At 59.3% G+C, this 22,979-nt stretch carries 19 protein-coding genes and 5 pseudogenes; 14 read left to right on the top strand and 10 right to left on the bottom strand.

Annotated features, from left to right (window positions below):
* Positions 1–430: pseudogene (locus BM374_RS36820) on the top strand (integrase core domain-containing protein); the annotation flags it as partial.
* A gap of 146 nt (positions 431–576) precedes the next feature.
* On the opposite strand, the gene BM374_RS36815 reads toward BM374_RS36820, so the two are convergent.
* The 3 genes and pseudogenes from BM374_RS36815 to BM374_RS36805 all read right to left on the bottom strand — a co-directional run.
* Positions 577–1,560 (bottom strand): ATP-grasp domain-containing protein, encoded by a 984-nt coding sequence (locus BM374_RS36815; RefSeq protein ID WP_092303748.1) that lies wholly within the window; start codon positions 1,558–1,560, stop codon positions 577–579.
* A 557-nt stretch (positions 1,561–2,117) separates the two neighbouring features.
* Positions 2,118–2,791 (bottom strand): annotated as a pseudogene (locus BM374_RS36810) (transposase); the annotation flags it as partial.
* Positions 2,792–2,991: 200 nt separating this feature from the next.
* Positions 2,992–3,267 (bottom strand): annotated as a pseudogene (locus BM374_RS36805) (transposase); the annotation flags it as partial.
* Between the two features lies 1 nt (position 3,268).
* Here BM374_RS36805 and BM374_RS36800 point away from each other — a divergent pair.
* Positions 3,269–3,490, top strand: a pseudogene (locus BM374_RS36800) (transposase); the annotation flags it as partial.
* Here the strand turns inward: BM374_RS36800 and BM374_RS36795 are convergent.
* A complete protein-coding gene (locus BM374_RS36795) occupies positions 3,491–3,778 on the bottom strand; it encodes a helix-turn-helix transcriptional regulator (protein WP_244552849.1) in 288 nt (95 codons plus the stop codon). It lies immediately after the preceding pseudogene.
* Positions 3,779–4,797: 1,019 nt separating this feature from the next.
* On the opposite strand from BM374_RS36795, the gene BM374_RS40420 reads away from it, so the two are divergent.
* Positions 4,798–4,992 (top strand): transcriptional regulator domain-containing protein, encoded by a 195-nt coding sequence (locus BM374_RS40420; protein ID WP_373568198.1) that lies wholly within the window; start codon positions 4,798–4,800, stop codon positions 4,990–4,992.
* Between the two features lie 46 nt (positions 4,993–5,038).
* Positions 5,039–5,578: a DUF2285 domain-containing protein gene (locus BM374_RS36785; RefSeq protein WP_092303755.1), complete on the top strand. Its 540-nt coding sequence runs from the start codon at positions 5,039–5,041 to the stop codon at positions 5,576–5,578.
* Positions 5,579–5,792: 214 nt separating this feature from the next.
* Here the strand turns inward: BM374_RS36785 and BM374_RS36780 are convergent, their stop codons facing one another.
* On the bottom strand, positions 5,793–6,728 hold the full coding sequence (locus tag BM374_RS36780; protein ID WP_092303746.1) for a LysR family transcriptional regulator: 936 nt from the start codon (positions 6,726–6,728) through the stop codon (positions 5,793–5,795).
* 127 nt (positions 6,729–6,855) lie between these two features.
* Positions 6,856–7,137: a helix-turn-helix domain-containing protein gene (locus tag BM374_RS36775; protein ID WP_092303744.1), complete on the bottom strand. Its 282-nt coding sequence runs from the start codon at positions 7,135–7,137 to the stop codon at positions 6,856–6,858.
* Between the two features lie 1,364 nt (positions 7,138–8,501).
* On the opposite strand from BM374_RS36775, the gene BM374_RS40210 reads away from it, so the two are divergent.
* From BM374_RS40210 to BM374_RS36765, 3 genes are all read left to right on the top strand, one after another.
* The gene (locus BM374_RS40210; RefSeq protein WP_349510025.1) at positions 8,502–8,864 is read left to right on the top strand and encodes a TlpA disulfide reductase family protein; all 363 of its coding nucleotides are present in this window, start codon (positions 8,502–8,504) and stop codon (positions 8,862–8,864) included.
* The gene (locus tag BM374_RS40205) at positions 8,824–9,708 is read left to right on the top strand and encodes a hypothetical protein (protein ID WP_349510024.1); all 885 of its coding nucleotides are present in this window, start codon (positions 8,824–8,826) and stop codon (positions 9,706–9,708) included. The genes BM374_RS40210 and BM374_RS40205 overlap by 41 nt, the downstream gene beginning before the upstream one ends.
* 370 nt (positions 9,709–10,078) lie before the next feature.
* Positions 10,079–11,911 (top strand): ABC transporter ATP-binding protein, encoded by a 1,833-nt coding sequence (locus tag BM374_RS36765; RefSeq protein ID WP_092303742.1) that lies wholly within the window; start codon positions 10,079–10,081, stop codon positions 11,909–11,911.
* A gap of 145 nt (positions 11,912–12,056) precedes the next feature.
* On the opposite strand, the gene BM374_RS36760 is transcribed toward BM374_RS36765, so the two are convergent.
* On the bottom strand, positions 12,057–12,815 hold the full coding sequence (locus BM374_RS36760; RefSeq protein ID WP_244552848.1) for an aminotransferase class I/II-fold pyridoxal phosphate-dependent enzyme: 759 nt from the start codon (positions 12,813–12,815) through the stop codon (positions 12,057–12,059).
* Between the two features lie 224 nt (positions 12,816–13,039).
* Between BM374_RS36760 and BM374_RS36750 the strand changes: the two genes are divergently transcribed.
* From BM374_RS36750 to BM374_RS36720, 7 genes are all read left to right on the top strand, one after another.
* A complete protein-coding gene (locus BM374_RS36750) occupies positions 13,040–14,620 on the top strand; it encodes an ABC transporter substrate-binding protein (protein WP_092303753.1) in 1,581 nt (526 codons plus the stop codon).
* Positions 14,621–14,706: 86 nt separating this feature from the next.
* Complete coding sequence (locus tag BM374_RS36745) at positions 14,707–15,201, top strand: hypothetical protein (RefSeq protein ID WP_143270346.1); 495 nt, start codon at positions 14,707–14,709, stop codon at positions 15,199–15,201.
* A gap of 23 nt (positions 15,202–15,224) precedes the next feature.
* Complete coding sequence (locus BM374_RS36740) at positions 15,225–16,211, top strand: ABC transporter ATP-binding protein (protein ID WP_092303737.1); 987 nt, start codon at positions 15,225–15,227, stop codon at positions 16,209–16,211.
* Complete coding sequence (locus BM374_RS36735; RefSeq protein ID WP_092303735.1) at positions 16,208–17,206, top strand: ABC transporter ATP-binding protein; 999 nt, start codon at positions 16,208–16,210, stop codon at positions 17,204–17,206. The genes BM374_RS36740 and BM374_RS36735 overlap by 4 nt, the downstream gene beginning before the upstream one ends.
* Positions 17,206–18,138: an ABC transporter permease gene (locus BM374_RS36730; protein WP_177248799.1), complete on the top strand. Its 933-nt coding sequence runs from the start codon at positions 17,206–17,208 to the stop codon at positions 18,136–18,138. The genes BM374_RS36735 and BM374_RS36730 overlap by 1 nt, the downstream gene beginning before the upstream one ends.
* Positions 18,139–18,180: 42 nt before the next feature.
* Positions 18,181–19,017 (top strand): ABC transporter permease, encoded by an 837-nt coding sequence (locus BM374_RS36725; RefSeq protein WP_092303731.1) that lies wholly within the window; start codon positions 18,181–18,183, stop codon positions 19,015–19,017.
* A 1,422-nt stretch (positions 19,018–20,439) separates the two neighbouring features.
* A complete protein-coding gene (locus BM374_RS36720) occupies positions 20,440–21,102 on the top strand; it encodes a sce7726 family protein (RefSeq protein ID WP_143270345.1) in 663 nt (220 codons plus the stop codon).
* Here the strand turns inward: BM374_RS36720 and BM374_RS40415 are convergent.
* The 3 genes and pseudogenes from BM374_RS40415 to BM374_RS36705 all read right to left on the bottom strand — a co-directional run.
* Entirely contained in the window at positions 20,998–21,972 is a 975-nt protein-coding gene (locus tag BM374_RS40415; protein WP_502689496.1) for a beta family protein, read from the bottom strand. The genes BM374_RS36720 and BM374_RS40415 overlap by 105 nt on opposite strands.
* Before the next feature lie 313 nt (positions 21,973–22,285).
* Positions 22,286–22,609 carry a hypothetical protein gene (locus BM374_RS36710; protein ID WP_092303727.1) on the bottom strand — a complete coding sequence of 108 codons (324 nt, stop codon included), beginning with the start codon at positions 22,607–22,609 and terminating at the stop codon, positions 22,286–22,288.
* Positions 22,610–22,657: 48 nt separating this feature from the next.
* Positions 22,658–22,762, bottom strand: a pseudogene (locus BM374_RS36705) (cold-shock protein); the annotation flags it as partial.
* Between the last annotated feature and the right edge of the window lie 217 nt (positions 22,763–22,979).

Here is a 22,979-nt window from a genome sequence, read left to right as displayed (position 1 = left end):
TCTCGGGGCGGCGCGTGGCCCGCGAACTGACGGCGATCGTCGAGCGGCGCGGCAAGCCAGGAATGATCGTGTCCGACCATGGCACCGAGTTCACCTGCAACGCCATGCTCGCCTGGTGCAAGGACGCAGCCATCGACTGGCACTTCATCGCACCAGGAAAGCCGATGCAGAACGGCTTTGTCGAGAGCTTCAATGGCCGAATGCGCGACGAACTGCTCAACGAGACCCTGTTCTTCGAACTTGACGATGCTCGTGCCAAGATCGCGAACTGGGTTGCCGACTACAATCTCCAGCGGCCTCACTCGTCGCTGAAATACCTGACCCACCTCACCGCAACGGACGACCGGCTGCGCAGCCTCCGCCGATCGTCCGTTGCTCCACCGCGCCACTTGGCGCACAAAACCCCGAAACTCTAACTGCCGCTGGATGAAAATTCAATGGCAGGTCAGCACGAAGGAGTACCGTGACCTCGCCGCGATCGCGAATCCAGAAAAAAACGGCCGTGCTAATAAGTCATTTTCAGAACATTCTCTGGCGTCGGCGGAGCGATCCGGCAAGTGCGCACATCGGGAGAATCTACTTCTTGAAATGAGTAATGACCAATCCCGCAACTCGGTCTGAGGGATCTACTCCAGTAACTAATTGGGCGTCATATAGCCCCCCGGGGTTCACGAGATTAACTTCAATTACATAGGGGTAAGCCAAATCTATCCCGACGAAATTAACACCATATGTCATGAGCTTTCGACCGATCAACTCGGCCAATTCTATTTCAGCGGAATCCAAGTCGACCGAGATGAGCTTTCCTCCCAGCACTATATTTGACCTATGGTCCTCTGCATTCGCTTGGCGGCCATGCCAGGCAACTGCCTTCCCGCAAACAACGATGACGCGTTTTTCGCCTCTGGCTACTTCAGGGATAAACCGTTGAAGAACGGCGTACTCTGCTTGGAATCCGCCGAGATCTCCGTAGATGTCTTGCACGACAGCGTTTCCGGTAAGGCATTGGAGGATTGCTCGGACGTTCGTTCCATCCGGAGGAAGTAGGAAGACGTTTTGTCCACACGTGGAGTTCGGCGGCTTGGCCACCCAGCGTTGATCTGAGCGCTGCCGATAGCATTCCCAGAGAAATGAGAAATCATTCGAGATATAAGAAGGAGCTCTGTTTTCTTTTGGGACGATATGGCCCAACGCGTGCTTAGGATTGAGAAATATCAATCCTTCCACGCTGTTAACGAAGGCAGTGTGCTGGGAAGCCAGCCAGAGCAATTGCCAGATATCGCGAGCGACGCGTTCCTGCGGATGGTTTAACACCCAGATCAGCTGGCATTCGTCGAAGAAGTAGGTGCCACGATCCCCCAGTGCCGCACAGCCGGGATGATACGGCTCGCCAGTTTTCGGTACGAGCACTCCTCGTGTGAAGGGACGATAGTTATCTAACGCGATTGAATTCAGCTCACCGAGAACGACCTCGTAGTCACGGCGGCGAAAAGCGTTGCTGATGGGCGCATCGTTTTCACCTAGGCAATCGAGGGTGTTTGTAAGAATAAGCAATCTCATCAACTTCTCCTAGTCAATTAGACAGACGAGCATCGAACTAGCTCCCGCCATTGAAACTTTGATCGCTATCAAGGGGCGAGGGGCATGTCGAACGTGGTATCTCGTTATTGTCGCGAAGACAGTGCTCGGATCCCCGTAGCACGGGCTTGCCGCTGTGACATACGTGGGACCGACGGAATCACTCAGTGTTGCTGAATTATTCGTAGCAACCGGCGTGCCAACGTTGCCCTCTCTCTAACTAACCAAGTGGTGCTGAAAACTTCAATTGGAAGCAGATCAGAGTGTTATCTCTGACGATGTTGTCGAAAACCAAACAGCGGGAAAACGTCAGAACTCGTCCGCAACTGAAGATTGGGCTACCGGCGCAAAAAGCGTCTGTTTGATTCTGTACGGTCGCGGAATTGCACGCATGATACAGAACGTTGTCCAAAATTGATGTTTGCGGCTATGGAAAGCGCGCATCACAGTTCTGGAGTGGTGCGCTCGTTACTGAGACAAGAGAACGCCGCGACCCGTTCGGCCCTGAGCGGCAGTCGATCGCGCTCTCGCAACGAGGAGGTCAGAATGCGAAAGCGACGGCCGTCGGTGAGCTGATCCGACACGAAGTCGAGCGACCAACGATCGTTGGGGCCATCAGCGCCATCGTCGGCCCCCTGGTCCCAATTGCCCGTTTGCGGACACCACGGCGGCGTACCGCGAGCCTCTCTTCCCGGTAGAGCTGGAAGAGCTTCTTGTGGTTGACCAGACAACGCTCCCGATTGAGCAGTACGTGCAGGCGTCGGTAACCGAAACGGCGACGTTCCTGGGCGATCGCCCTCATGCGCTGGCGAAGGCCGGCATCATCTGCGCGGGTCGCCTTGTATCTCATCGTCATGCGGCAGCAGCTGATGGCTTTACAGGCCCGCCGTTCGCTCATTCCGTAGACGTTCACGAGATGGGCGACAGCTTTCCGCTTGGCAGCGGTCATCACCATTTCTTTCCCAGGAGATCTTTCAAGGCCGCATTATCCAGTATGGCGTCTCCAAGAGCCGCTTCAGCCGTGTGTTCTCGTCCTCCATGGTTTCAGCCGCTTGGCCTCCGATACCTCCATCCCGCCGAATTTTGCCTTCCATTTGTAGATGCTGGCGTCACTGACGCCATGCTTGCGGCACAGATCGGGGACCGAAACGCCAGCTTCGTGCTCCTTCAAAATCCCGATGATCTGCTTCTGTATTCGGTCTGCTTCTGTCAATCCCTTAAGACCGCTGCCGCGGGTACCTCGCTCCTGTTCGTGGTCGGCAAAACCGCCACACTATGGGATTCGGTTGAATGGTCGGTTCAAGCTCTTCGGCGTAGTCACCCGACCTGGAGGGCGGACGCCCACGACAGATCATACGAACTCGACCATCCCCACGCCCCGCGACGGGCGTCTCTTGGGGGGCGATGGCGTCCTTACGCCACCGTCGTCCATCGGAATTGGGTTCCATCAACCCACATTCGGTGAAGGATGACAGCCATCTTTCTGGCCAGCGTGACCTTCGCACGCTTGCTTCCTTGCCGGTGGGCAACACGTACCGCCCAGGCCTTCATCGGAGACCATCGGGTTGATGGCCTGAGAACGACGTTGGTAGCTTCGAACAAGGCTGTGCGCGTCTCTCCATCTCCGATTTTTGTGATCCGTCCCACCCGATCAGCCTCGCCAGATTGGTATCGCCGGGGCGTTAACCCGCACTCGACCAACCCGATCCAGCGCCTCAACGGCGAGAACAAGCGCCGGACCGAGGTCGTCGGCATCTTCCGCAATGAGGACGCGATTGTCCGCCTCATCGGCGCGATCCTTCTCGAACAGAATGATGAATGGGCCGTCCGGCGCGCCCGTTACATGACGCTGGAAACCACCGCGCCATTGAGCGATAATCCAACCGTCAGCCTTCAGGCTATCGCCAGCTGATCAGTCCGGCCATGGCGGCGAACGCGGTGACCCGCTGCCAGCTACACCACGCTCAGGGACAGGATCCACCCTTGGCGGCTCAGCGAACAATTCAGACAAGTGAATACCGAAAGTCGCGGCGATACGGTCCATAAGATCAATGGTCGGGTTCTCTTTCTTCTGCTCAATGCGCCGTGAGCGGTCGATCCCGGCATCATAGGCCAATTGGTCTTGCGGAATGCCGCGCTCTGGATCCGGCGCACATTCCAGGCCAGAAGCGCACGAGCGTTCATGAGCAAAGACAGCCATTCTGACGATTATGAAACCACCGGTTATAGCCACGCTATTGCGGTAAGCTCACACAAGCCCTTTGCTCTCCTGACATGCTTGCTGCTACGGAGCAGGCCACCGAGAGACGGGAGATTAGTGGAGTTTGTAGTTTTCGAATGCCATCACCCATCACAGGCGCGCTCACGGGCGACAGCTCGCTACTGGCGGGAGAGCAAAATGTCCCAGAGGGAACGCGGCTTTTTCGGGCGGCGCGCCCAGATGGAGTGGCGATCAGCTGGAGCTCGAAAGGAGCGAATTTATTTCGCTTGGCTAACTTTGGGAGTGGCCTTTCGCCAGCGCGCGGGAAAACGTCAGACATCCATTCCGTTCCGGGAACGTAAAGAGCAAGGACGGCTTAAGCTGTGTGGCAAATCTGCGATCAGTGGCGGTATGGACCGCGAATAGATCCAGCGCCGAGCAAAGAGCAAAGGCTCAGAATGGAGTCATCAGGTCATTGTGAGCCGATATGCGGTCGCAGTTACGACGTTAGGGAAAAATAGCTTGGGGCCGCGACGATTCGAGCCGTACCAAAATGGCTCCAAGTCCGTTATCGTTGCTCCGATTTCGATAGATTTTTCAACTCCGAAGATCGCAGATTTGGCGCCTAGCGCGCACGAGCTCTCGTCATATGACAAGGAGCACGCTATCACCTACATGCGAGCTCTCGATGCCAACGCTGACAAGGCAGATTGGCCCGAAATCGCGCATTGTGCTGCGACTTGACACGGCCCTAGAACCGGACCGGGCGCGACGCAGCTTCGAAAGTCACCTGGCTCGCGCCAAGTGGCTAGCGGGTCAAGGCTATCGTGATCTGCTCCGAGGTGGTTGACTTGAACAGGGCGGGTCGCAGGATCAACAGAATTCCAGCAATCGCAAAAGATGATCTTGCCATCGATTAAGTGCATGCCAAACGGGCACACGGTGCGTATGCAGCAGTAAAGCGCCACAATCATCGGCTGCAGTTCACCGCCTGTGAAGATCATGCGGGAAATGGAGAGATGCCGAATACTGACTGGAGATCTGAGGAGGCATATAGCGGCCTCAAGAGCGCAGAAGCGGCCGACCTGGCCTGGGAGTGGCTGCGCCGAGATCGCGACTACCAAGAGGATTATAGGCGGTTGTCTCGCCGCGAACGTTCAAGCGCAGCGGCGGGCCAGTTCCGACGCAAGTGGGGGCTCTCGTTTTCCAGCTGATCCGGAAGAGACTTTCGACAAACAAGCAGTGTTCTGGGCACCCGAGGTGCTGCCGACCGTCCTTCATGTGCGGGCAGCCAACTGCGTGGCGCCCAAAAGCTGCAAGCTCGATTTCGCCAATCTGCCGGGCAGCGTGCTTCGTCGCGCGCCGGACGGATGGCATGCAATCGTGACGCTCGGGGGAGCAAAGCATCGCCTTTGGCTGAGCAAGCTTCCACTGGGTGGGTCTGCTGTCGTCCTCGATCTGCCGCTCGATGCGAATTTCGAGCTTCGCGTGCAGGCCGCACGTCGATTGTGGCTTGCGCTTGAACATCGGCCGCTCGGGACGCCTCCTCTTGCTTTGCCAGCTTTGAAGCAGCGTCGGCAGATACTCGCGCTGCGCGCACTGGATGGATGGCAGGAGGGAAATAGCTACCGCCAAATCGCGCAAGGCCTGTTCGGAAGCCATCGTATTGCTGAACGGGGCTGGAAAACAGACGATTTGCGCAGCCGAACCATTCGACTTTTAAAACTGGGGCGGCGTCTCATCCGCGTTCGCTGCCACGCATTCTTCCACAAGGGCAGACGCAGGAAGGACAGTTCATGAGCTATTAAGCGATCAAGATCGCGGATAGGATGAGATCTTTGCGTTCCGATCTCTCAGACTTGAGCGTCTGGATAGCTGCAACAGAGAGGCGCTATCTTCGTAAGGGTTTGACGACCCTGCTCGGATGGTGTGCTCAAGTCGAGTGCTCTCGACTTGAAATAGCGGGCCATGCATCGATCTCGAGTTGTACCGGATTGAGGGCGCCTGCTAGTCTTCAGGCAGCCTGCGCAAGTGCTGCCTTCTTGCAAAGGCGAGCGACCCACCGGCAAAACGAGCGAGAGATCTCGGGATGCTCGCTTCGATCCACAGCATAGGCGCGATATTGCATGCCACTTGGAGCGCGTGAGCCGGCGATGACTTGCAAAGCGCCCCCTCGCACGAGGTCGCTGACGAGAATTTCCGGTGCGACAAGAAGGCATTTTCCTGTCATGACTGCCGGCAGAGCAAGATAGTTGTGATCATAGCGCGCGCCCGCTCGTATGTCGTTTGAGGACAGGTTCATGGCCCTCAGCCATGTCGGCAGGATGTCGGGACGTGATGTGATGTTTAGTATCGGGGTTGAGCGAACGATCGAGAGCTCTCTGCCCGCGACCAGATTTGGCGGGCCGACGCATACCAGCTCCTCATTGTAGATCTCCCAACTGTCGGCGGGTTCGATGACGGAAAGGTCGCGTGTAATCAAAATATCGAAATCATCCGAAGATGTCGGCGGCGAGAGCGAGCTCACGACGTCCACGATAACGCCGCCCGCTTCAGAAGAAAACGCCTGCAGATTTGGAATCAGAAAAGAGAAAGCAAAGGTCGATAGTGACGTGCGGACGACAATCCGATTGGTTCCTGCGGCCGCCCGCCGCCGCATTCTCTTTGCGGTGAAGCCGACTGTCTCGAGCGGTTCAGAGACTGCGTTAGCAAATAGTCTTCCGAACTCGGTCAAATCACTACGGCGGCCTCGCCGCTCGATGAGGTCAGCACCTAAATAGTCCCGCAGTACAGACAAATAGCGGCTGACCGAACTCTGCGTTGTTCCCAAAGCGGTGGCTGCGCGCGTGACGCTGCCTTCGCGTGCGACAGTCACAAAAGCGCGGATGGCATTCAAAGGAACTTCATCGTTTTGAGCCGCCATTGTCTGCTCCGGCGCCAGAATGAACATCCATCATATTATTCGATGTCCATAGCGGGATTGCGGCGAAGCAACCCGCAGTTGCGCACAAAATCCGCGTGGGAGCGCATTGATAACTGGTCACGCCCAAGCTCTTCCTTCGCTGCAGTCAGGGCGGCTATGTCCTTTTGCTGCGTGCCGCTTTTGGCTTTCGACCTTTAGGTAAGGTCGCGGGTGGCGGGGCACCCTTGGATGGCCGAACAAACAGGTCGGAGACAGCAACGCCGAGCGTGTCGGCAAGGCGATCGAGAAGATCGACTGTCGGGTTCGCCTGTTGGCGCTCGAGGCCACTCATGTAGGAGCGATCAACACCTGCATCATAGGCCAATTGCTCCTGCGGAATACCGCGCAGGACGCGGATCCGGCGCACATTGTAAGCCACAAGCGCACGAGCTCTCATGCGCGAAGGCAGCCATTTCGACGGCCATCAAACCACAGGCTATAACCAACATAAAAAGATCGCTAAATTGGTGGTTTCGATCGAATCATTCGATGCGAGTTACCGAATTGTTGCTCCCTCCGCATGACAGATGCGGATGTAGCGCGCGACTAGGAAGCCGCCGGGGCGGCACCACCGGGACCCAAACGCATCGAGAAGATACATGGCGAACATGGGTATCAATCATTGTCACCTTGCCGACCGCCGCGTGTTTGCCGATCAACCGGCGCAGTAGGAAAAAGGTAGAATGCGCCAGGCAAGGCGATGGTCCTTCAGCCAGGTTCAGCTTAGCGACAATAAGTTCGGAGCCTTGCGGAAATGCGCACGAATTGCCTCGAATGACCCGCGATCAGACAGCGCCTCGACAGCTGCATAGAGTTGCAACATTCGCGTTGAAGACGACCTACTTCGCGCCGCAAAAAAACCTGTGAAACCTTAGCTCTGTCGACGCGATAGGCGGCATCTGCTTCGATACCAGGGGTACCACTTTCGAAGTCGATAGGGGCGCCGGCAACCGCTGATACACGCGGCTGGACAGCAGACTAATCGAAGTGCCAGTTTTGGTGCAGGAAGCGCTAGGCGTGATGGGAAGCACTGCAGTTTCAAAGCGTACCCTATGCACGGCACCGTCTGCAGTGCCCCGCGCATGGTTCTACCGTCATCGACCAGAACACGCGTCCACGGTTTGCGGACTCTGGTTCGTTCGGGCCCGATCTAAATTGTCGCTCGCCTAATCCTGTTTGCTAAGAGATACCAAGTTTCCGTTCGGCGGTTCACAACATCAAATCAGTTTTCTGACGGCGCCAAGTGCGCAATTCTTGTTCAAAGTCCGACAGCGGCACAAAGTCCGTCCGATTCGAAACGCCGGTCGCCGTGAAGTGCAGTTGAGCTTTTCATGCGCAGTTAGATACTTAATCCGCGCAGACGATGCTGGCACGGACGTTGCTACTAGGGTTCAGCAGTACTGAAAGTGCTGAGCGCGGCAAACGCGAGATCAGCAATGCTCTCCGTCCTTGAACCGATGTGGTCCGCGCGTAAGAGAAAGAGCTTGTTGCTTGTGGCTTTGTGTGTCGTTGCGCTTAGCGCAGCCGGCACCGAGATCTGCTGCGGATCTCGCTCGGCAGCCCATCTACACTAATGCACCACCCCTCTCGATCGCAGTGGCAATCAAAGATCAGCTAGCGCAATACGTCGCCCAACCTCTGACAATAACTTTGGAGAGTAACATGGCGCTGGGCCAGAATCCCCAGCTCCTCCGATCAAGGTGGCGAACTGGCTGCGTGGTCAGCCCCTTACGAGCTTCCAGCCCGGGAAAGTGTACATAGTTGAATTTTGGGCAACTTGGTGCGCCGCCATGTGTGGCGGCGCTGTCCGATCTCGTACAGCTGCAAGAGAAATACAGGGTTGAGGTCATCGGAATAGCAGCTCGTGAACGCGCTCGAACAGCGCAAGAGGCCGCAACCAAGTTGGACGCATGGTTGACCGAAAAGTTGCCGAATCTCAACTATCGGATCGGGTTCAACTACACACGCGAAATGGACAAGCTTTGGATGGAGTCCAGCTTTTCTGTCGGGATTCCCACCTCGTTCGTGGTCGACCGCGATGGCCGCATCGCCTTTCGGTTCGCCGACGCGACTCGATCACGTTTTGCCGAAGATTCTGACCGGCAGCTGGCGCATCACCGATGAAGCGAAAGCCGCCGATGCAGAGCGGATCGCGGAGGGCAAACGCACAATGCCCATCTTCGCCAAACTGATGCCGGCTATGAAGGCACAGGATTGGGCGAAGGCGCTTTCGGTGGTCGAAGAAGCCGTCGCTGTTCTGCCGGATGACGTGAGCTTCCGGGTGCTAGATGCGGATCTGTTGCTTCACAAAATGCACGACTTGCAGGCCGGCATGCCGGTGATGCGCCAATTTGTTCGTGATGCGGTGAACAAAAAATCCGCGCTGTGGATGGCCGGAGCGATGCGCCAACTCTTTAATCCGGCGAATGACAACTCTCATTTGCCGCAGGGCGAGCGCTTTGCGATGGGCAAGGAGTTATCCGAACACATTTTGGCGGTAAATCCTCCGCAACGCGGCGAGGCCCCTAAGTTCCTGTCTTATCCGGCGGTCGCTCAGTACTATTACGAGAGCAGCAATAAGGATCGCGCCATCGAGTTGATCGAGGTGATGCTGGAGTCGCTGGCCTATCCCGAACGAACTGAAACAGCAGGTTATGGCGGTATCGGTCCAAGCGCTGGCCAACTACAACGGTCAGAAGGCGTGCTATGGGGCTCTTTGTGCGACTCCGCAGCGCGGAGCGTCGCAAAGTACCAAAGCGCTAGCGCCGGAGGAGCAAAGATGAAAAAGGGTAACGATCTGAGCTGCTCACTTTTCAATTCGACTAGTCATCCGCTGGGGCATCGGCAATTAACGATCCACGAGCATGGCGGTGGATCGTTTGCGAGGCCGGATCGACGCGAGGGTGATCTTCCAAGTGAGGTCGCGTCCGGTCCCATGACGCAAAGTCTCTGGCGGGTCATTTGCTGAACACTCCCTTATCAAAATGCACTCCTTGCGTACAGCCATGGCCGAGGGCGGGCGAAGTGGTCATCCCAACGCTTCTGCAGGGGCACAGATGAGCGACGCCGATCCCGCCTACCTGGCTCAGACAGGCTCGGATCGCGCGAAGCTGGCCGATGGCTCAGATCGATGCTCTCAGCTGGAGGAGCTCGCAAAGCGTGAGGCTTCGGCTAAGCGCTTGCGCGGAGAATGATGAAATGGATAGAAGAGTTCGGCTGCAGCTCCCAGACTCCGAGCACTTATCCCCATCCCTAGCGCGCGGACGGCCGCCAAGTATTAGGGACCGGGCTTGGATCGAGCGGTTTTTGTACCGTGTGCGTCACAAATCCCTGCTGCCATGACCAGTCAAGATGAAAAACGACCCGCCGCAATCGGCCTGGTTCTCCCGTTTGTATTGGAGCACTGGCTGAAGCAGCCCGGTCGTGCCACGATTATCCTCGTCGACTTCTTAGGAGCGACGGCCGCCGACCTGTTTATGCCAGTCTATTCCGGCCGTCTGGTGGATGCATTGACGTCGGTTCCCTCCGACCAAGCGGCGCGAGATGCGGCACTGCTTGCGTTCGTTGGTACCCTCGCGGTTGGTCTGCTCTCGATTATATTGCGATTTACGGGCTTGCAGGCGATCGTGCCGTTCACGCTGAAGACCATGTCAGATGTGGCCCGTGGGGCCTTCATGCGCGTGCAGCGCTTCTCGACCGACTGGCACGCAAACTCGTTCGCAGGCTCGACCGTACGCAAGATCACCCGCGGCATGTGGGCGGTCGACCTGCTTAATCATACGATCTTGATGGCATTGTTGCCGTCGTTCGCGGTGCTGGTGGGCTCGACAATCCTGCTCGGCCTGCATTGGCCCGAGCTCGGAGCCGTGTTCGGCCTCGGCGCAGTGATCTATGTCGCCATGACGATGGCATTCACGATCGGCTACATCGCGCCAGCGGCGCGCGTCTCCAACACCTGGGACAGCAAAGTCAGCGGCACGCTAGCAGATGCGCTCACGTGCAATACAGTGGTGAAGTCTTTCGGTGCTGAGGCGCGCGAGGATGCGCGGCTTGACGGTGTCATTAGACGCTGGCGGGCGCGGGTGCAGCGCACGTGGCTGCGCTCCAACGGCACGGGCACGGTGCAGCTCATAATGCTCTTGTGCTTTCGTGCTTCGGTGATCGGCGGCGCCATCCTGCTGTGGACGGCGGGGCGGACCTCTCCGGGCGACGTCACCTATGTGTTGACAAGCTATTTCATCATCCACGGCTATTTGCGTGATGTCGGGATGCACATCAACAATCTGCAGCGCTCGGTGAACGACATGGAGGAACTGGTTAGTATCTACGGCGAGCCGATCGGCATTGTCGATGGCCCCCACGCCAAGCCGATCGTCATTGAGAGCGGGAGGATCACCTTCGAGAACGTCACCTTCCTCTATGACGGGGATCGCGTGCCGCTCTACGATGGACTGTCGATCAAGATCCGCGCCGGCGAGCGGATCGCTCTGGTGGGGCGCTCCGGCTCCGGCAAGACCACCTTCGTCAAGCTGCTTCAGCGGCTCTATAACGTCTCCGGCGGCCGAATCCTGATCGACGGCCAAGACATTGCGAAAGCAACGCAGCGGTCGCTGCGCAGCCAGATCGCGATCGTGGAACAGGAGCCGATCCTGTTTCACCGCTCGCTGGCTGAAAACATCGCCTATGGCCGCCCCGGCGCCAGCATGGCGGCGATCAAGCAGGCGGCAAGGCTCGCCAATGCGCATGACTTCATCATACGATCGCCCAACGGCTACGGCACGCTGGTGGGTGAGCGCGGCGTAAATCTGTCCGGCGGCGAGCGGCAGCGCATTGCGCTGGCGCGCGCGTTTTTGGTTGACGCGCCAGTGTTGGTCCTGGACGAGGCGACGTCGAGCCTGGATTCGGAATCGGAAGCGCTGATCCAAGAGGCGATGGAACGGCTGATGAAGGACCGCACCTCGATCGTCATCGCACACCGCCTGTCGACGGTGCGCGGCCTCGACCGCATCCTGGTGTTCGATCGCGGCGAGATCGTCGAGCAGGGCGCGCATTCGGCACTGATCTTGCAACCCGACGGCATCTATCGCAGTCTGTTCGAGCGGCAGGCCGTCGAGTGCGGTCCGCTCTCGGCGGAGGGCCAGCCCAAAACATGGCTGGCCGCATCTCCGTAGGCCTAGTGCTATTTGGCTGTGCTGGAGGGACTAGAGCATGGCCTGATCGTCCCACATGCCTTTTGCAGTCTGGTGACCGAGGCGCGCGTGAGCGTTGATGCAAAGGCGCCTGAAGAATGCTTCCGGACGTGGCGCCCAGGACGCGCTAGCATCTATTCCGTGATAGCATTGATGACATTGAACGCATTGCCATAGCCCGTATATCGCCAACGATCGGCAGCCTCATGCATCCGGCCATCGCCCGCAGCGTGTCCAAGTGCTGTGTCATCGAAATCAGGCGCATGTCGGGCAGCCCACAAAGCGCTGACGGCTCGAGGCTGGACGCCCACACCATGTCTGGACAGGAGACCCAGCACGGCGTCGGGATCACAGCCTCGTCGCCCGGATCAAGGCTGGCGAATAATGCGTTGAACACAACCTGCTTGGCGCCGCAGCCCACCGTGATCTGGTCAATACCGTAGTCGAGCCCATGATCGCGATATAGGCTCTCGCGAATAGCTTGCCGCAGTGGCTTGATTCCGGCGACCGCTGGGTATTTCGTCTGCCCGTCGCGGATTGCCCGGATGCCAGCTTCACAGAGGGCTGGCGGCGTGCCGAGATCCGGGCCCGCCTGGCTGAGCGAAATCACATCGGCGCCGTGATCGCGCAGCTCGGCCGCGCGAGCCGTCATGACCTCGGTTTGAGAGGGACGGGCCACCTTGAGGCGTTCTGAAACGAGAGACAACACACCATATTCTACGAGTTCGAATGAGCGTTTTCGTGGGGATCTATCCGAAAGCGAACGGCCAAACGAACCGATCGCGGCTTTGGATAAAATAATGGAGACTGCGATAACTCTATCGTTCTTCGTGCGGCTTTGTTGGGCGCTCGCGCAGCAACTTGCGTCCCAGATTGTCCTCTTCATCAGCCTGCGCCAGGAGCGCCGACCATCGCATGTTCGCAAGCTTACATCGACTTATTCGATGAACGTCATCCTGCCGTATCAGTTCAGGTTTTTAAGGTCGCGCACGATCGCGAATATGCCTGAATAACACAATCGCCAACTTAAGTGGTCTGCCAAATTGCGCGCCAACCTTAAGAATTCACGGCGTGACAGTCGTATCCATGGAAAGTGAACCGGAGGCGGGGATGAACCCTATTGATCTGACGCGACGGCAAGCGATCGCAGGCGCCGTTGCCGCAAGCGCGTTCGCAAGCACCGGCGCCGGAGCTGCGGAGGGCGAGCCTAAGACATTGACGCGTCCGCCCCTTCGGGTCGGCATGTCCGGATTTCCGCGATCCTTCGATCCAGTCATCGCGACCGATACTGCCATTCGCCGGATCATGCCGCAGCTTTTCGATACGCTGATCACCTTCGACCACGCCCGCGACATGGCGCTACGGCCCAGCTTGGCTGAGCGTTGGGAGCGGATCAATGCGCAGTCGTTGCGGCTGTTCTTGCGCAAGGGAGTGGCTTTCCACGACGGAGCGCCTTTGACGGCCGAAGATGTTGCCTTCAGCCTTGGCCCTGACCACCTGCTCGGGCCTGGACGCAGCGGAATGTCCGAGGCGCTTCAGTCGCTTGATCGGCTCGAGAAGGTCGAAATTGTCGATCCTTACACCGTCATTGTGCATGCAAAGGGCGCTGACGCGCTCCTTGAGCAGCGTCTGGCCGCTTGGGGATCGGAGATCGTCAGTCAGCGCGCCTTCGTGGCGGCGGGCTCGTGGGAGCGCTGGACCACAGCCCCTGTCGGAAGCGGTCCCTACAAGCTCGCCGATCACAAGCTGGATATTCGTGTCTCTTTGGCCGCCCACGATGCGTATTGGGGCGGGCGGCCGCCGTTCGATGGCATCGAATACCGCATCATTCCCGAACTTTCCGCGCGCGTGAACGGCCTCCTCGCCAACGAGCTCGACATTGCCACTGACATTCCGCCGGACCAGTTTGCGGGCATCCAGAAGCGTCCAGATCTCGAGGTCGTGGGTGGTGCCGTGCAGAATATCCGCTCGCTCGTCTTCGATCAGACCGATCCCGTTCTGAAGGATGCGCGTGTCCGCCGTGCGATGAGCCTTGCGCTCGACCGCAAGCTGATCGTGCAGAGCTTGTGGGAGGACCGGCTCCCGATTCCGAACGGTTACCAGTTGCCAAGCTACGGCGAAGGCTACATCCACGAGTTCCCGTCGCTCACCTATGATCCTGACAAAGCCAAGGAGCTGCTGGCCGAAGCGGGCTACAAGGGAGAGCAGATCACCTATCGTCTGCTCAACAATTACTACCCCAATCAGGTCTCTGGCGCGCAGACCATGATCGAGATGTGGCGTGCGGTTGGCCTGAACGTCAAACTTCAGATGATGGAAAACTTCGCGCAAATTCAGCGCCAGCCGGTGCGTGCCATCTTTGATACGTCCAATACGGCACTCTTTCTGGATCATCTCGGCCATCCCTGGCGTGAATACGGTCCAAGCGGCACCCTGCCAAAGTCAATTGGAATCTGGAGGAACGAGGAATATTTCGCGCTCGGCGCAAGGCTCCAAGACACCGTCCAAAGCGAACAGCGCCGGCCGATCATCCGTCGCATGCTCGAGATCATCAATGAGGTCGATCCGCCTTGCGTGATCCTGCACGTGTCGGGGCAGTTCTATGGCAAGCGTCGCGACGTGCCGTGGCTGCCCGGGCTGACGCTCGATCTCAATTTTGGCCCGTTCAACAGAGCTCTGATCCGGACCTGATCGCGATGAGGCACACCTTGAATCGAGCATTGTGCGACAGCAATCGCCCCATTTTGGAGCTAGCCCTCGGCCAGAGGTCTTTGGCGATGACTTGGTTTGACGACAACCTTGCCGCAGGCGATCTTGCAATCCTGTTCAAAGTCTCGCCGATAATCCGACGGGAGCGCCGCGCCGCCCGGGAGGCGCGGACGCTGCGCCGCATTCATCCAAGTCTGCCTCCGGACTGCGCCCACGATCTGACAGCGCGCCGGCAAGTGACGGAGCGCCTTGAGATCAGATGCGAGGTCAAGACTGTCGGGGCTGCCCGGCCCATATGTGAAAGCTGCACGAACATCGGTCGTTCCGAAGCGCATGATACGCTCTCATTTGGGGAGCGTTCGGGCTCCTTTGCAGACGTTGTCAATGCCAGCAGGCCCAGGCGCGCGCACACACCTGTCGTGCAATTGCCCCGCTGGGTAGGCACGCTTGCCGCTGATCGCCTGATATCGGCGGAGTTGCCACCCGAGGATGCCGCTGTAGCATCGTTTCTCTCCTGCCGCGGCAAGGGCAGCGTTCCAACCGACCTGATGCGATCCCTGTGATGCGGGAAGGGCAGGGAGCTCGCATGGAGGCGCTTCTTCAGATCGCAGGATTGCGTGTGGCGTTTGGCGGTGTGCCGACGCTGCGCGGAATCGATCTCACTTTACGGCGTGGCGAGTCGCTGGGCATGGTCGGCGAAAGCGGCTGCGGCAAATCCGTGACATGGCTTGCTGCGCTCGGACTGTTGACGGGGCGCGCTAAAATAACGGGCAGCGTACGCCTCGCCGGGGAGGAGCTGCTCCATGCGCCAGCCTCTCGCCTCGACAAGGTGCGCGGCGGGCAGATCGCCATGATCTTCCAGGACCCGGCGAGCGCGCTTAATCCTGTGCGCACGGTGAGCGATCAGATCTCTGAAGCCCTGCGCCTCCATCGCAGCATGGACCACCGCACGGCGGTCGCCGAAGCGCGACGTCTCCTCGACCAGGTCGGCATCCCCGATGCAGCGCGCCGCCTTGGCGCCTATCCCCACGAATTATCCGGCGGGCAGAATCAGCGCGTCATGATCGCCATGGCTCTCGCAGGGCAGCCCGACATCTTGATCGCTGATGAACCTACCACCGCCTTGGATGTCACTATCCAAGCGCAGATCCTTGAGCTTCTGCGGCAGATCCAGCGCGAGACAGACATGGCGCTGGTCCTGATCTCGCATGATCTCGGCGTCGTCAGCGAGGTCTGTGAACGCGTCGTGGTCCTCTACGGGGGGCACATCGTCGAAGAATTGCCGGCCTGCCGTCTGTTCGACCAACCTGCTCATCCCTATACGAGAGGTCTTCTTGCGGCTCTTCCAAGTCTGGATGCGCCGCGGCAACGCCTCTTTGCCATTCCGGGCGTCGTGCCAAACGCAGCCGAATTGCCGCCAGGCTGTCCTTTCGCCCCTCGTTGCGATCGGCGGATCGGACGCTGCAGTGAATGGGCCATTGAGCTCGCCCCGCTGGATGGCGACATCAGACACAGGGCTGCCTGCTTGCACGTCACGAGCGAACCGCCCGCAGGCGAGGTCGCGGCTGCATGAGCGCGAGTGCTCCTCCGATCCTCCAAGCCGATGGGCTTGTCCGCAATTATCGCTTCCGACAGGGCCTTTTCGCTCCTCCAGCGATGGTCCGCGCGGTCAATGGGCTCTCTCTGCGGCTGGGTCGGGGCGAAACGCTCGGACTGGTTGGCGAATCCGGCTGCGGTAAGTCCACGACGGGCCGGCTCCTGATCGGCCTGGACCGACCGGATGCCGGCACGGTGACCTTCGGCGGAGAAGCTTTGCCTGCCATGGGCGATATTCGCTGGCGCCGGCTCAGGATGCGAATCCAAATGGTGTTTCAGGATCCGCTAGCTGCGCTCGATCCCCGCCTGACGATCGGCGCGCAAGTGGCCGAGCCGCTGGAAATTCATCGGTTTGGCAGCAAGTCAGAACGAGAGGGGCGGGTCAATGCGCTTCTTTCGGATGTGGGGCTCAGGACCGATCACCTCAGGCGCTATCCGCATGAGCTTTCAGGGGGCCAGCGCCAGCGGGCCGTCCTGGCTCGTGCACTTGCGACCGATCCAGAACTCATTGTTTGCGATGAGCCAGTATCGGCGCTCGACGTCTCGGTCCAGGGGCAAGTGATCAATCTTTTACGCGACCTGCAGGAGCGGCGGCACATGGCGATGATCTTCATCAGCCATGATTTGCGGGTCGTCCGGCTGATCAGCGATCGGATTGCTGTGATGTATCTCGGCGCCATCGTCGAGGAAGGCGCCTCTGAAGCGGTTCTTCTGGATCCTTTGCATCCTTACTCGCGGGCGCTCGTTTCCGCGGTGCCGAGGCCCGGGAAACATCGCTCTCGCACGATCCTGCAAGGAGATCCGCCCGATCCGGCTGCGCGACCGGGCGGCTGCGCATTCCATCCTCGCTGCCCGGTAGCGATTTCACTTTGCGCGCGGTTCGCACCATCGCTCAGATCCGCTCCTGACGGGCGCCGCGTCGCCTGCCATCTGATCGGCGACCATGGTGGCGAACTCAACAAGGAGGCATGATGGCTCGCTTCATAGCGGTCCGCTTGGCGCGCGCGTTGCTGACCATAGCAATTGTGGTCACATTCGCATTCGTGGTGCTGCGCGCCTCTGGCGATCCCGCCCGCGCATTGCTGTCGCCGGAAACCCCGGCGGAAGCGGTCGAGGCCTTCCGAAGGGCCTGGGGACTCGATGCGCCACTCTGGGTGCAATATGCCAGATATCTCTTTGCGGTGGTCCATGGAGATCTCGGCCAATCGATGCGTGATGGCCGTTCCGCGATTGTCGTCGTCGCCGAGCGCATTCCTGTCACGCTGATGCTGACGGTGCCGGCGCTGATCCTCAATCTCTTGATCGGCATTCCAGCCGGCATCTACGCTGCTCTCAAACGAGATAGCATCGCGGATCGATTGGTGATGATGGTCGCGGTCGTGGGCTTCACCGTGCCATCTTTCGTGCTTGGCCTCGTGTTCGTACTGGCTTTCGCAGTCGAGCTTCCCTGGTTCCCATCGGGGGGCGCCGGCGGTTGGCAGCATCTGGTGCTGCCTGTCATCACGCTCGGTCTGGGGGGCGCGGCCGTTTTGGCACGCTTCAGCCGCAGCGCCATGCTCGAGGTCCTTGGGCAGCCCTATATCCGTGCCGCCAGCGCCAAGGGTGTGCCTTGGCCCCGCGTCGTGACCGGCCACGCTCTACCCAACGCGGCAATAGCGGTGCTGACCATCGTCGGCTTCATGGTTGGCAATCTCATCGCGGGAACGGTGCTCGTCGAAAGCGTTTTTTCCTGGCCAGGCATTGGCAGCCTGCTGGTCGTCTCAGTTGCGAGTCGTGATTTGGCTGTCGTCCAGTGCATCCTGCTGGTCGTGGCCGCCGCCATGATTACCACCAATGTCACGATCGATCTGCTCTACGGCATGCTCGATCCACGTTTGCGCGACTTGCGCTCTGGGAGGCGGTAAGTGTCGAGTATTTCCGCAGGGAAAGTTCTGCCGTCTTCGAGGATGCGCAGGCTGGGGTGGTGGGGGGACAGCCCGATCGGATTAGCGGTTGCCTGGCTATGCCTCATGCTTGTTGTCGTCCTCTTTGCTGATCGCCTCGCCCCTTATGACTACGCAGCCCTCGACCTTCATCATCGCCTTGCTGCGCCTCTTGGCCTCGGCGGAACCATCGCGCATCCCTTCGGTTCGGATGAGCTCGGCCGGGACGTGCTGTCGCGACTGGCCATATCGATCCGCATCAGCCTACTTATTGCCTTCGGGGCGACGTTGATCGGCGCCGTCCTTGGCATCACGCTTGGTATTTTGGCCGCTCATTTCCGCGGCGGGGTAGAGCAGGTTATCCTGGGTTGTGTTGATTTCCAGGCAAGCATGCCGTTTCTCGTTTTGGCACTCGCAGTGCTTGCTTTTTTCGGGAACTCTCTACCCCTCTTCGTGGGGCTCATTGGTCTGCACGGTTGGGAACGCTACGCCCGCGTCACCCGCGCGCTCGCGATGAGTGCCAACGAGCAAGCCTATGTGATCGCCGTGCGCCAGCTTGGCGCAAGGCCATGGTGCGTCTACCTGCGCCACATCCTGCCGAACATCGCCTCGACCTTGATCGTCACCATGACGCTCGCATTTCCGGACGTCATTCTGCTCGAGAGCGGTCTTAGCTTTCTTGGACTTGGAGTGCAGCCGCCGCTTACGTCGCTTGGCAATATGGTCGGCTACGGTCGTGACTATCTGACCCGGGCTCCCTGGATCCTTGTGCTGCCTTCGGTGGTCATCTCGCTCACGACTTTGTCAATTTCGCTCGTCGGCGATTGGCTGCGCGACCGGATCGACAAAACATTATCGTGAGGCCTCCGGAACCCTGCTGTCGATCCGTCAGCCCCGCGACATCTCGCCTCTCGACTAGCTGCAGCGATGCCGCGGCGGCGTCATCGAATGGTGAAGGGCACTTCGTCGCACGGAGGCAGGATCCGTTGGGAGGCCCGAGCGGCGACCTGCTGGGCATGTGAGGCGAGGGTAGCCTCTGGATCCGACATTGCCGCTATCCCGCTACCCGCATGAAAGCAGGCTTTAGTCCAATCGCAGTATTGGTGCTCATCTGCCGATTTGCGCCGATCGAACCGCAATAGGCGTCTCGTGTCGACTCGTTCCGTTCCCGCAATGATTCCCATCGATCGCGCCTTTGGCGCGCCGGTCACGAAGCCGCAGGGGAAATCAAACTCGAATCAGGGTAACGCCGTCTCGGTCGTCTCCAAGTTCGCCCCGACGACGATACGAGGTGATGCACTGAGGCATCAGAGTCGACGTCGCACGGCTTGGAACGTCGACAGAATGCGCAGTGCAAACGCGCGACAAATCGTTGCGCAGGAGGGTCGATCATAACCTTCTCGGCACGGTCCGTTTCGAGCAGAAGGAGGATTTTAACTCGGTGCTGATTCTATTAGTGCCCTTGATGGGGTCGCCTTTCAATCGTCGTCCATCTAGCTTCAGAAATTTCTGGTGAGCACGATTCAACCGACAGCTTGCGATAGCGCTGGAGCCCGCAAGGCGCGCCGGTTTCAATGACCGCAGCCGGCACCATTTGACTATCCCGGCCTTCGCTACTCTCCGCTCCGGCAGCAGCCGCCCGGGTTAGCTCCCAGAAAATAAGGTGCTTTTCCTTACGTCGACCTTCGCTCCCCTCCGTCAGCTACCGCGATTTCTTGTTGGTATCTCCTAAACAGGGCTGCGACGATACCAACAATCGTTCGGAAAAGGCCAACCCTTTGGAGACGACGGATGCCGTTGACTGACTTACCTCGTTGCAGAAGCATCGCGCAGTGCCTTGCAGCTGGGTGGGGCAGCGTCAGAAAGTGTATTTGGTCTTCTCAACCCCTCCAGTCTCGTTGCCCGCGGCCCGCCTCGTACTCGGCCGCGGTGCGCGTGACCGCAACTCTCCTAGGCGGCTTGGAAGCCGATGCGGCTGCTCTGAACGTCGAGGTCTCCGGGGTATCAAGGGTGGGGATACCCCTCAAAATGCGCTACGCGTCCAGCCAACGCGCGTCGGCTACGTCGCCGCGCGGCCCGAGGTCGATGCCGCGTTAGAAGCCGCGGTTCCAGCTCATCCCGGAGCATCGACGGACGCGCCGGCGCGGCGGTGACTGACGGCCGACCCATGGATACGGTCCCGCGTTTGCAATCCGGAACCGCTGTCGGGTTTAAGCGCTGTGTTGTAGACTGCTCGCCCAACGTGCGTTAATGCAGGCCACCAGGACGCTGATTGGAAGAGCGATGAGAGATTTCGACGTCCGAAAGGCCCTGCGGCGGGATCTCGACGAACAACACCGCGATGACGCGCAAACGCGCATCGTCGAGGAGATGGGTATTTGGGCTGGCTCCGTCCGAGTGGACCTTGCAGTAATCAACGGCCAGCTTTGCGGGTACGAGATAAAAAGCGCCCGCGACACGCTCGCGCGGCTGCCGGCTCAGCAGGCGCTCTACAGCCAGGTTTTCGATCGTGTGACGCTGGTCGTCGCCGAGCATCATGCGGAGAAGGCAGCAAAGCTCGTGCCATCCTGGTGGGGAACGCTCGTCGCGACTTCTGCGGGGGGAGACGAGGTGCTCCTACGGCAGACGCGGCTGGCTTCCCCAAATCCCGCCGTTGACGCTCTGCAAGTCGCGCGGCTGCTCTGGCGCCAAGAGGCCCTGGCGATGTTGGAGCGCCGCGGTCTCGCGAAGGGGTACCGCAGCGCCACCGTCGAGAAGCTATGCCGACGGTTGGCCGCGGAGCTACCCCTCGACGTGATCAGGCTTGAGGTTCGTGAGGTATTGAAAGCTCGGACCAATTGGTCAAGGAAGTCGATCGACGATAAAGGCGAAATGGCGGTTGGCGTTGATCTCGACCCATTGAGCCCTTCCGCCAGCGCTCACGCCGAGGGTGCCTGCGATCGTTGATATCCTTTGGTCAGCCCAACAAACAGGCAGTCCACCGAACTCAGGCCTCCGCACCAGGGTTCGTGCGTGCGTCCGGTATTGGTCTCCCATTGGAACGCCTGACGCTCCCGTAGTGCGCTTTCCTTTGATCATAATCCAGTTGTCGTCGATCGTGTAGCGCACGCTCACTGTTGCCGCGGCCATGGCCATTCCTGGCGGTTCGGTCAAGTCTCGATGCGAGATACCGAAGTCGGCGTAGTCGATAGGTCGATTGCCTTGCGGTAGCTGGCGCCAAGTGAGCCAGTCTATTCGCGGCACAACCGTCAGGCCCGGTCCAAGCTGGCCGAAATCTTTCGGAGCTGACGAGCTCGCTAGCGTGAGAGACCTCCAACGAGTTCCCAGAGCGTTCGCTTGCAGAATGCTGCCAAGGTATCCCCCGAAAGATGTGGGATCGAACTCGGCCACATGACCCGCGTCAACCAGGAGATCAACATCGGAAGGCGCGAGCTGCAGCTGCTGCGCGAACGCTGCCGCTCCGGACAGCTGGCTTGCCGTGCATTTCAGCATGGCGCCCGGACCGCCTCGCCCGACGTGGGAACGCGCAGCCTGATTGTAGGCGGTTGCGGCGCCGAGCTCGATTACAGGAATTACCTGCACGCCAGCCGCGACGAGAGCTCGGAGCATGCTGCTGAAGGCTTGCGGGCCGCCGCTGACATTGAAGTTGAACGCTCCGTCCAAGAAGCATCTTCGGCTTGACCACGCGGCCGCCATGCGCGCCACAAAGTTTGCCGGTGGCCTTTCTCCGACGTGGAAGACAGGTTCGATCCTGTCGCGCTGGGGCGCGCCCAACTGGAGCAGGGCAGCGGCCTCACCCGTTTTCGTCTTGAGCATAGGGCGATAGATGAACGACATTAGAACCTCAACTCATTTGCAAATATGTGAACAACGTGGAAGCCAGGCGGTGCCGGGCCCTCTGCGGTCGCCGCCGGCGATGACCGCGGTGGCCGCGCCTGCGATTGCCATGCTTGCCCCAGCTGATCGGCAGAACTCCCGCTAGCACTCCAGCAATGACGATAATCAGCGTTGATTGCTCAACGTTCGCCGTCTTTCTGCTCGATGGGACCAGACGTAGTGGTTTTTGGCCGACGCGAGGGTCGACAGGGCAGAGTTGAAGGCCCGCGGTTCATCGATCTGGGCGAGAGCGTCAGACGTCGGCACCTTCCTTCGGGAACGACAATTTACCAGCAATCCTCGCAAGGAACGGCGACACGTCCTGAAGGTCCTCGGCACGCTCTGATCCAAAGTTGGGAAATTTGCCCATGCTGATCACGACATAAATATCCGAAATGAATTCGCGAACCGTATAGGCCGTACTGCGGCAAACCGCGTGAGCGAAAGCGGGACGTTCGTCTTCGGCAACGAAGCCGTCCGGAAAGATGAAGCCTGCGATGGCGAAGCCGACACGCATGTGATCGGTGAATTCGCTGAACAGCCCTTGGTAGTTTGATATGCAGACGCCCAGCTGCAAGACACTCGACGTTCACGATATCGCCCACATGCAGCATTTGATGTAGCTGGCTTTTTCGACCGCGCTGATGTGAACGAAGACGTCAGCGCCTCCGTCTTCCGGCTGGATGAAGCCGTAACCCTGGGCCGCGTTGAACCACTTCACAGTCCCCATTCCATTGCAGTATCTCCAAACTGAACGTCCGCGGTCTCATCGTAGGGGTGCCTGACTAATAAGGACGTCCCGATAGGGTACATCTCACGCCCGAGCTCCCCTCACGCGTGCACAATCGTTTTCGCCGAGGACGGTTCCTCCGGGCGATTGGTCGTGGGGGAGCAGCCGGCAATTGCGCTCGCTCATCGCCAGGTGGCTCCTCGGCCTGTGCCTCGGG

Origin of the sequence: Bradyrhizobium sp. Ghvi, assembly GCF_900115265.1 — a bacterium.
Lineage (GTDB): Bacteria > Pseudomonadota > Alphaproteobacteria > Rhizobiales > Xanthobacteraceae > Bradyrhizobium.
The sequence above is the reverse complement of the archived record's forward strand: the minus strand, read 5'-3'. Positions and strand labels throughout refer to the sequence as shown.

What these genes read in the sequence shown, in the direction of transcription:
- BM374_RS36815 (WP_092303748.1), bottom strand. Translation starts at nt 1,560, where the DNA reads ATGAGATTGCTTATTCTTACAAACACCCTCGATTGCCTAGGTGAAAAC.
- BM374_RS36795 (WP_244552849.1), bottom strand. Translation starts at nt 3,778, where the DNA reads ATGGCTGTCTTTGCTCATGAACGCTCGTGCGCTTCTGGCCTGGAATGT.
- BM374_RS40420 (WP_373568198.1), top strand. Translation starts at nt 4,798, where the DNA reads ATGCCGAATACTGACTGGAGATCTGAGGAGGCATATAGCGGCCTCAAG.
- BM374_RS36780 (WP_092303746.1), bottom strand. Translation starts at nt 6,728, where the DNA reads ATGTTCATTCTGGCGCCGGAGCAGACAATGGCGGCTCAAAACGATGAA.
- BM374_RS36775 (WP_092303744.1), bottom strand. Translation starts at nt 7,137, where the DNA reads ATGAGAGCTCGTGCGCTTGTGGCTTACAATGTGCGCCGGATCCGCGTC.
- BM374_RS36765 (WP_092303742.1), top strand. Translation starts at nt 10,079, where the DNA reads ATGACCAGTCAAGATGAAAAACGACCCGCCGCAATCGGCCTGGTTCTC.
- BM374_RS36760 (WP_244552848.1), bottom strand. Translation starts at nt 12,815, where the DNA reads ATGAAGAGGACAATCTGGGACGCAAGTTGCTGCGCGAGCGCCCAACAA.
- BM374_RS36750 (WP_092303753.1), top strand. Translation starts at nt 13,040, where the DNA reads ATGAACCCTATTGATCTGACGCGACGGCAAGCGATCGCAGGCGCCGTT.
- BM374_RS36745 (WP_143270346.1), top strand. Translation starts at nt 14,707, where the DNA reads ATGACTTGGTTTGACGACAACCTTGCCGCAGGCGATCTTGCAATCCTG.
- BM374_RS36740 (WP_092303737.1), top strand. Translation starts at nt 15,225, where the DNA reads ATGGAGGCGCTTCTTCAGATCGCAGGATTGCGTGTGGCGTTTGGCGGT.
- BM374_RS36735 (WP_092303735.1), top strand. Translation starts at nt 16,208, where the DNA reads ATGAGCGCGAGTGCTCCTCCGATCCTCCAAGCCGATGGGCTTGTCCGC.
- BM374_RS36730 (WP_177248799.1), top strand. Translation starts at nt 17,206, where the DNA reads ATGGCTCGCTTCATAGCGGTCCGCTTGGCGCGCGCGTTGCTGACCATA.
- BM374_RS36725 (WP_092303731.1), top strand. Translation starts at nt 18,181, where the DNA reads ATGCGCAGGCTGGGGTGGTGGGGGGACAGCCCGATCGGATTAGCGGTT.
- BM374_RS36720 (WP_143270345.1), top strand. Translation starts at nt 20,440, where the DNA reads ATGAGAGATTTCGACGTCCGAAAGGCCCTGCGGCGGGATCTCGACGAA.
- BM374_RS40415 (WP_502689496.1), bottom strand. Translation starts at nt 21,972, where the DNA reads ATGCTCAAGACGAAAACGGGTGAGGCCGCTGCCCTGCTCCAGTTGGGC.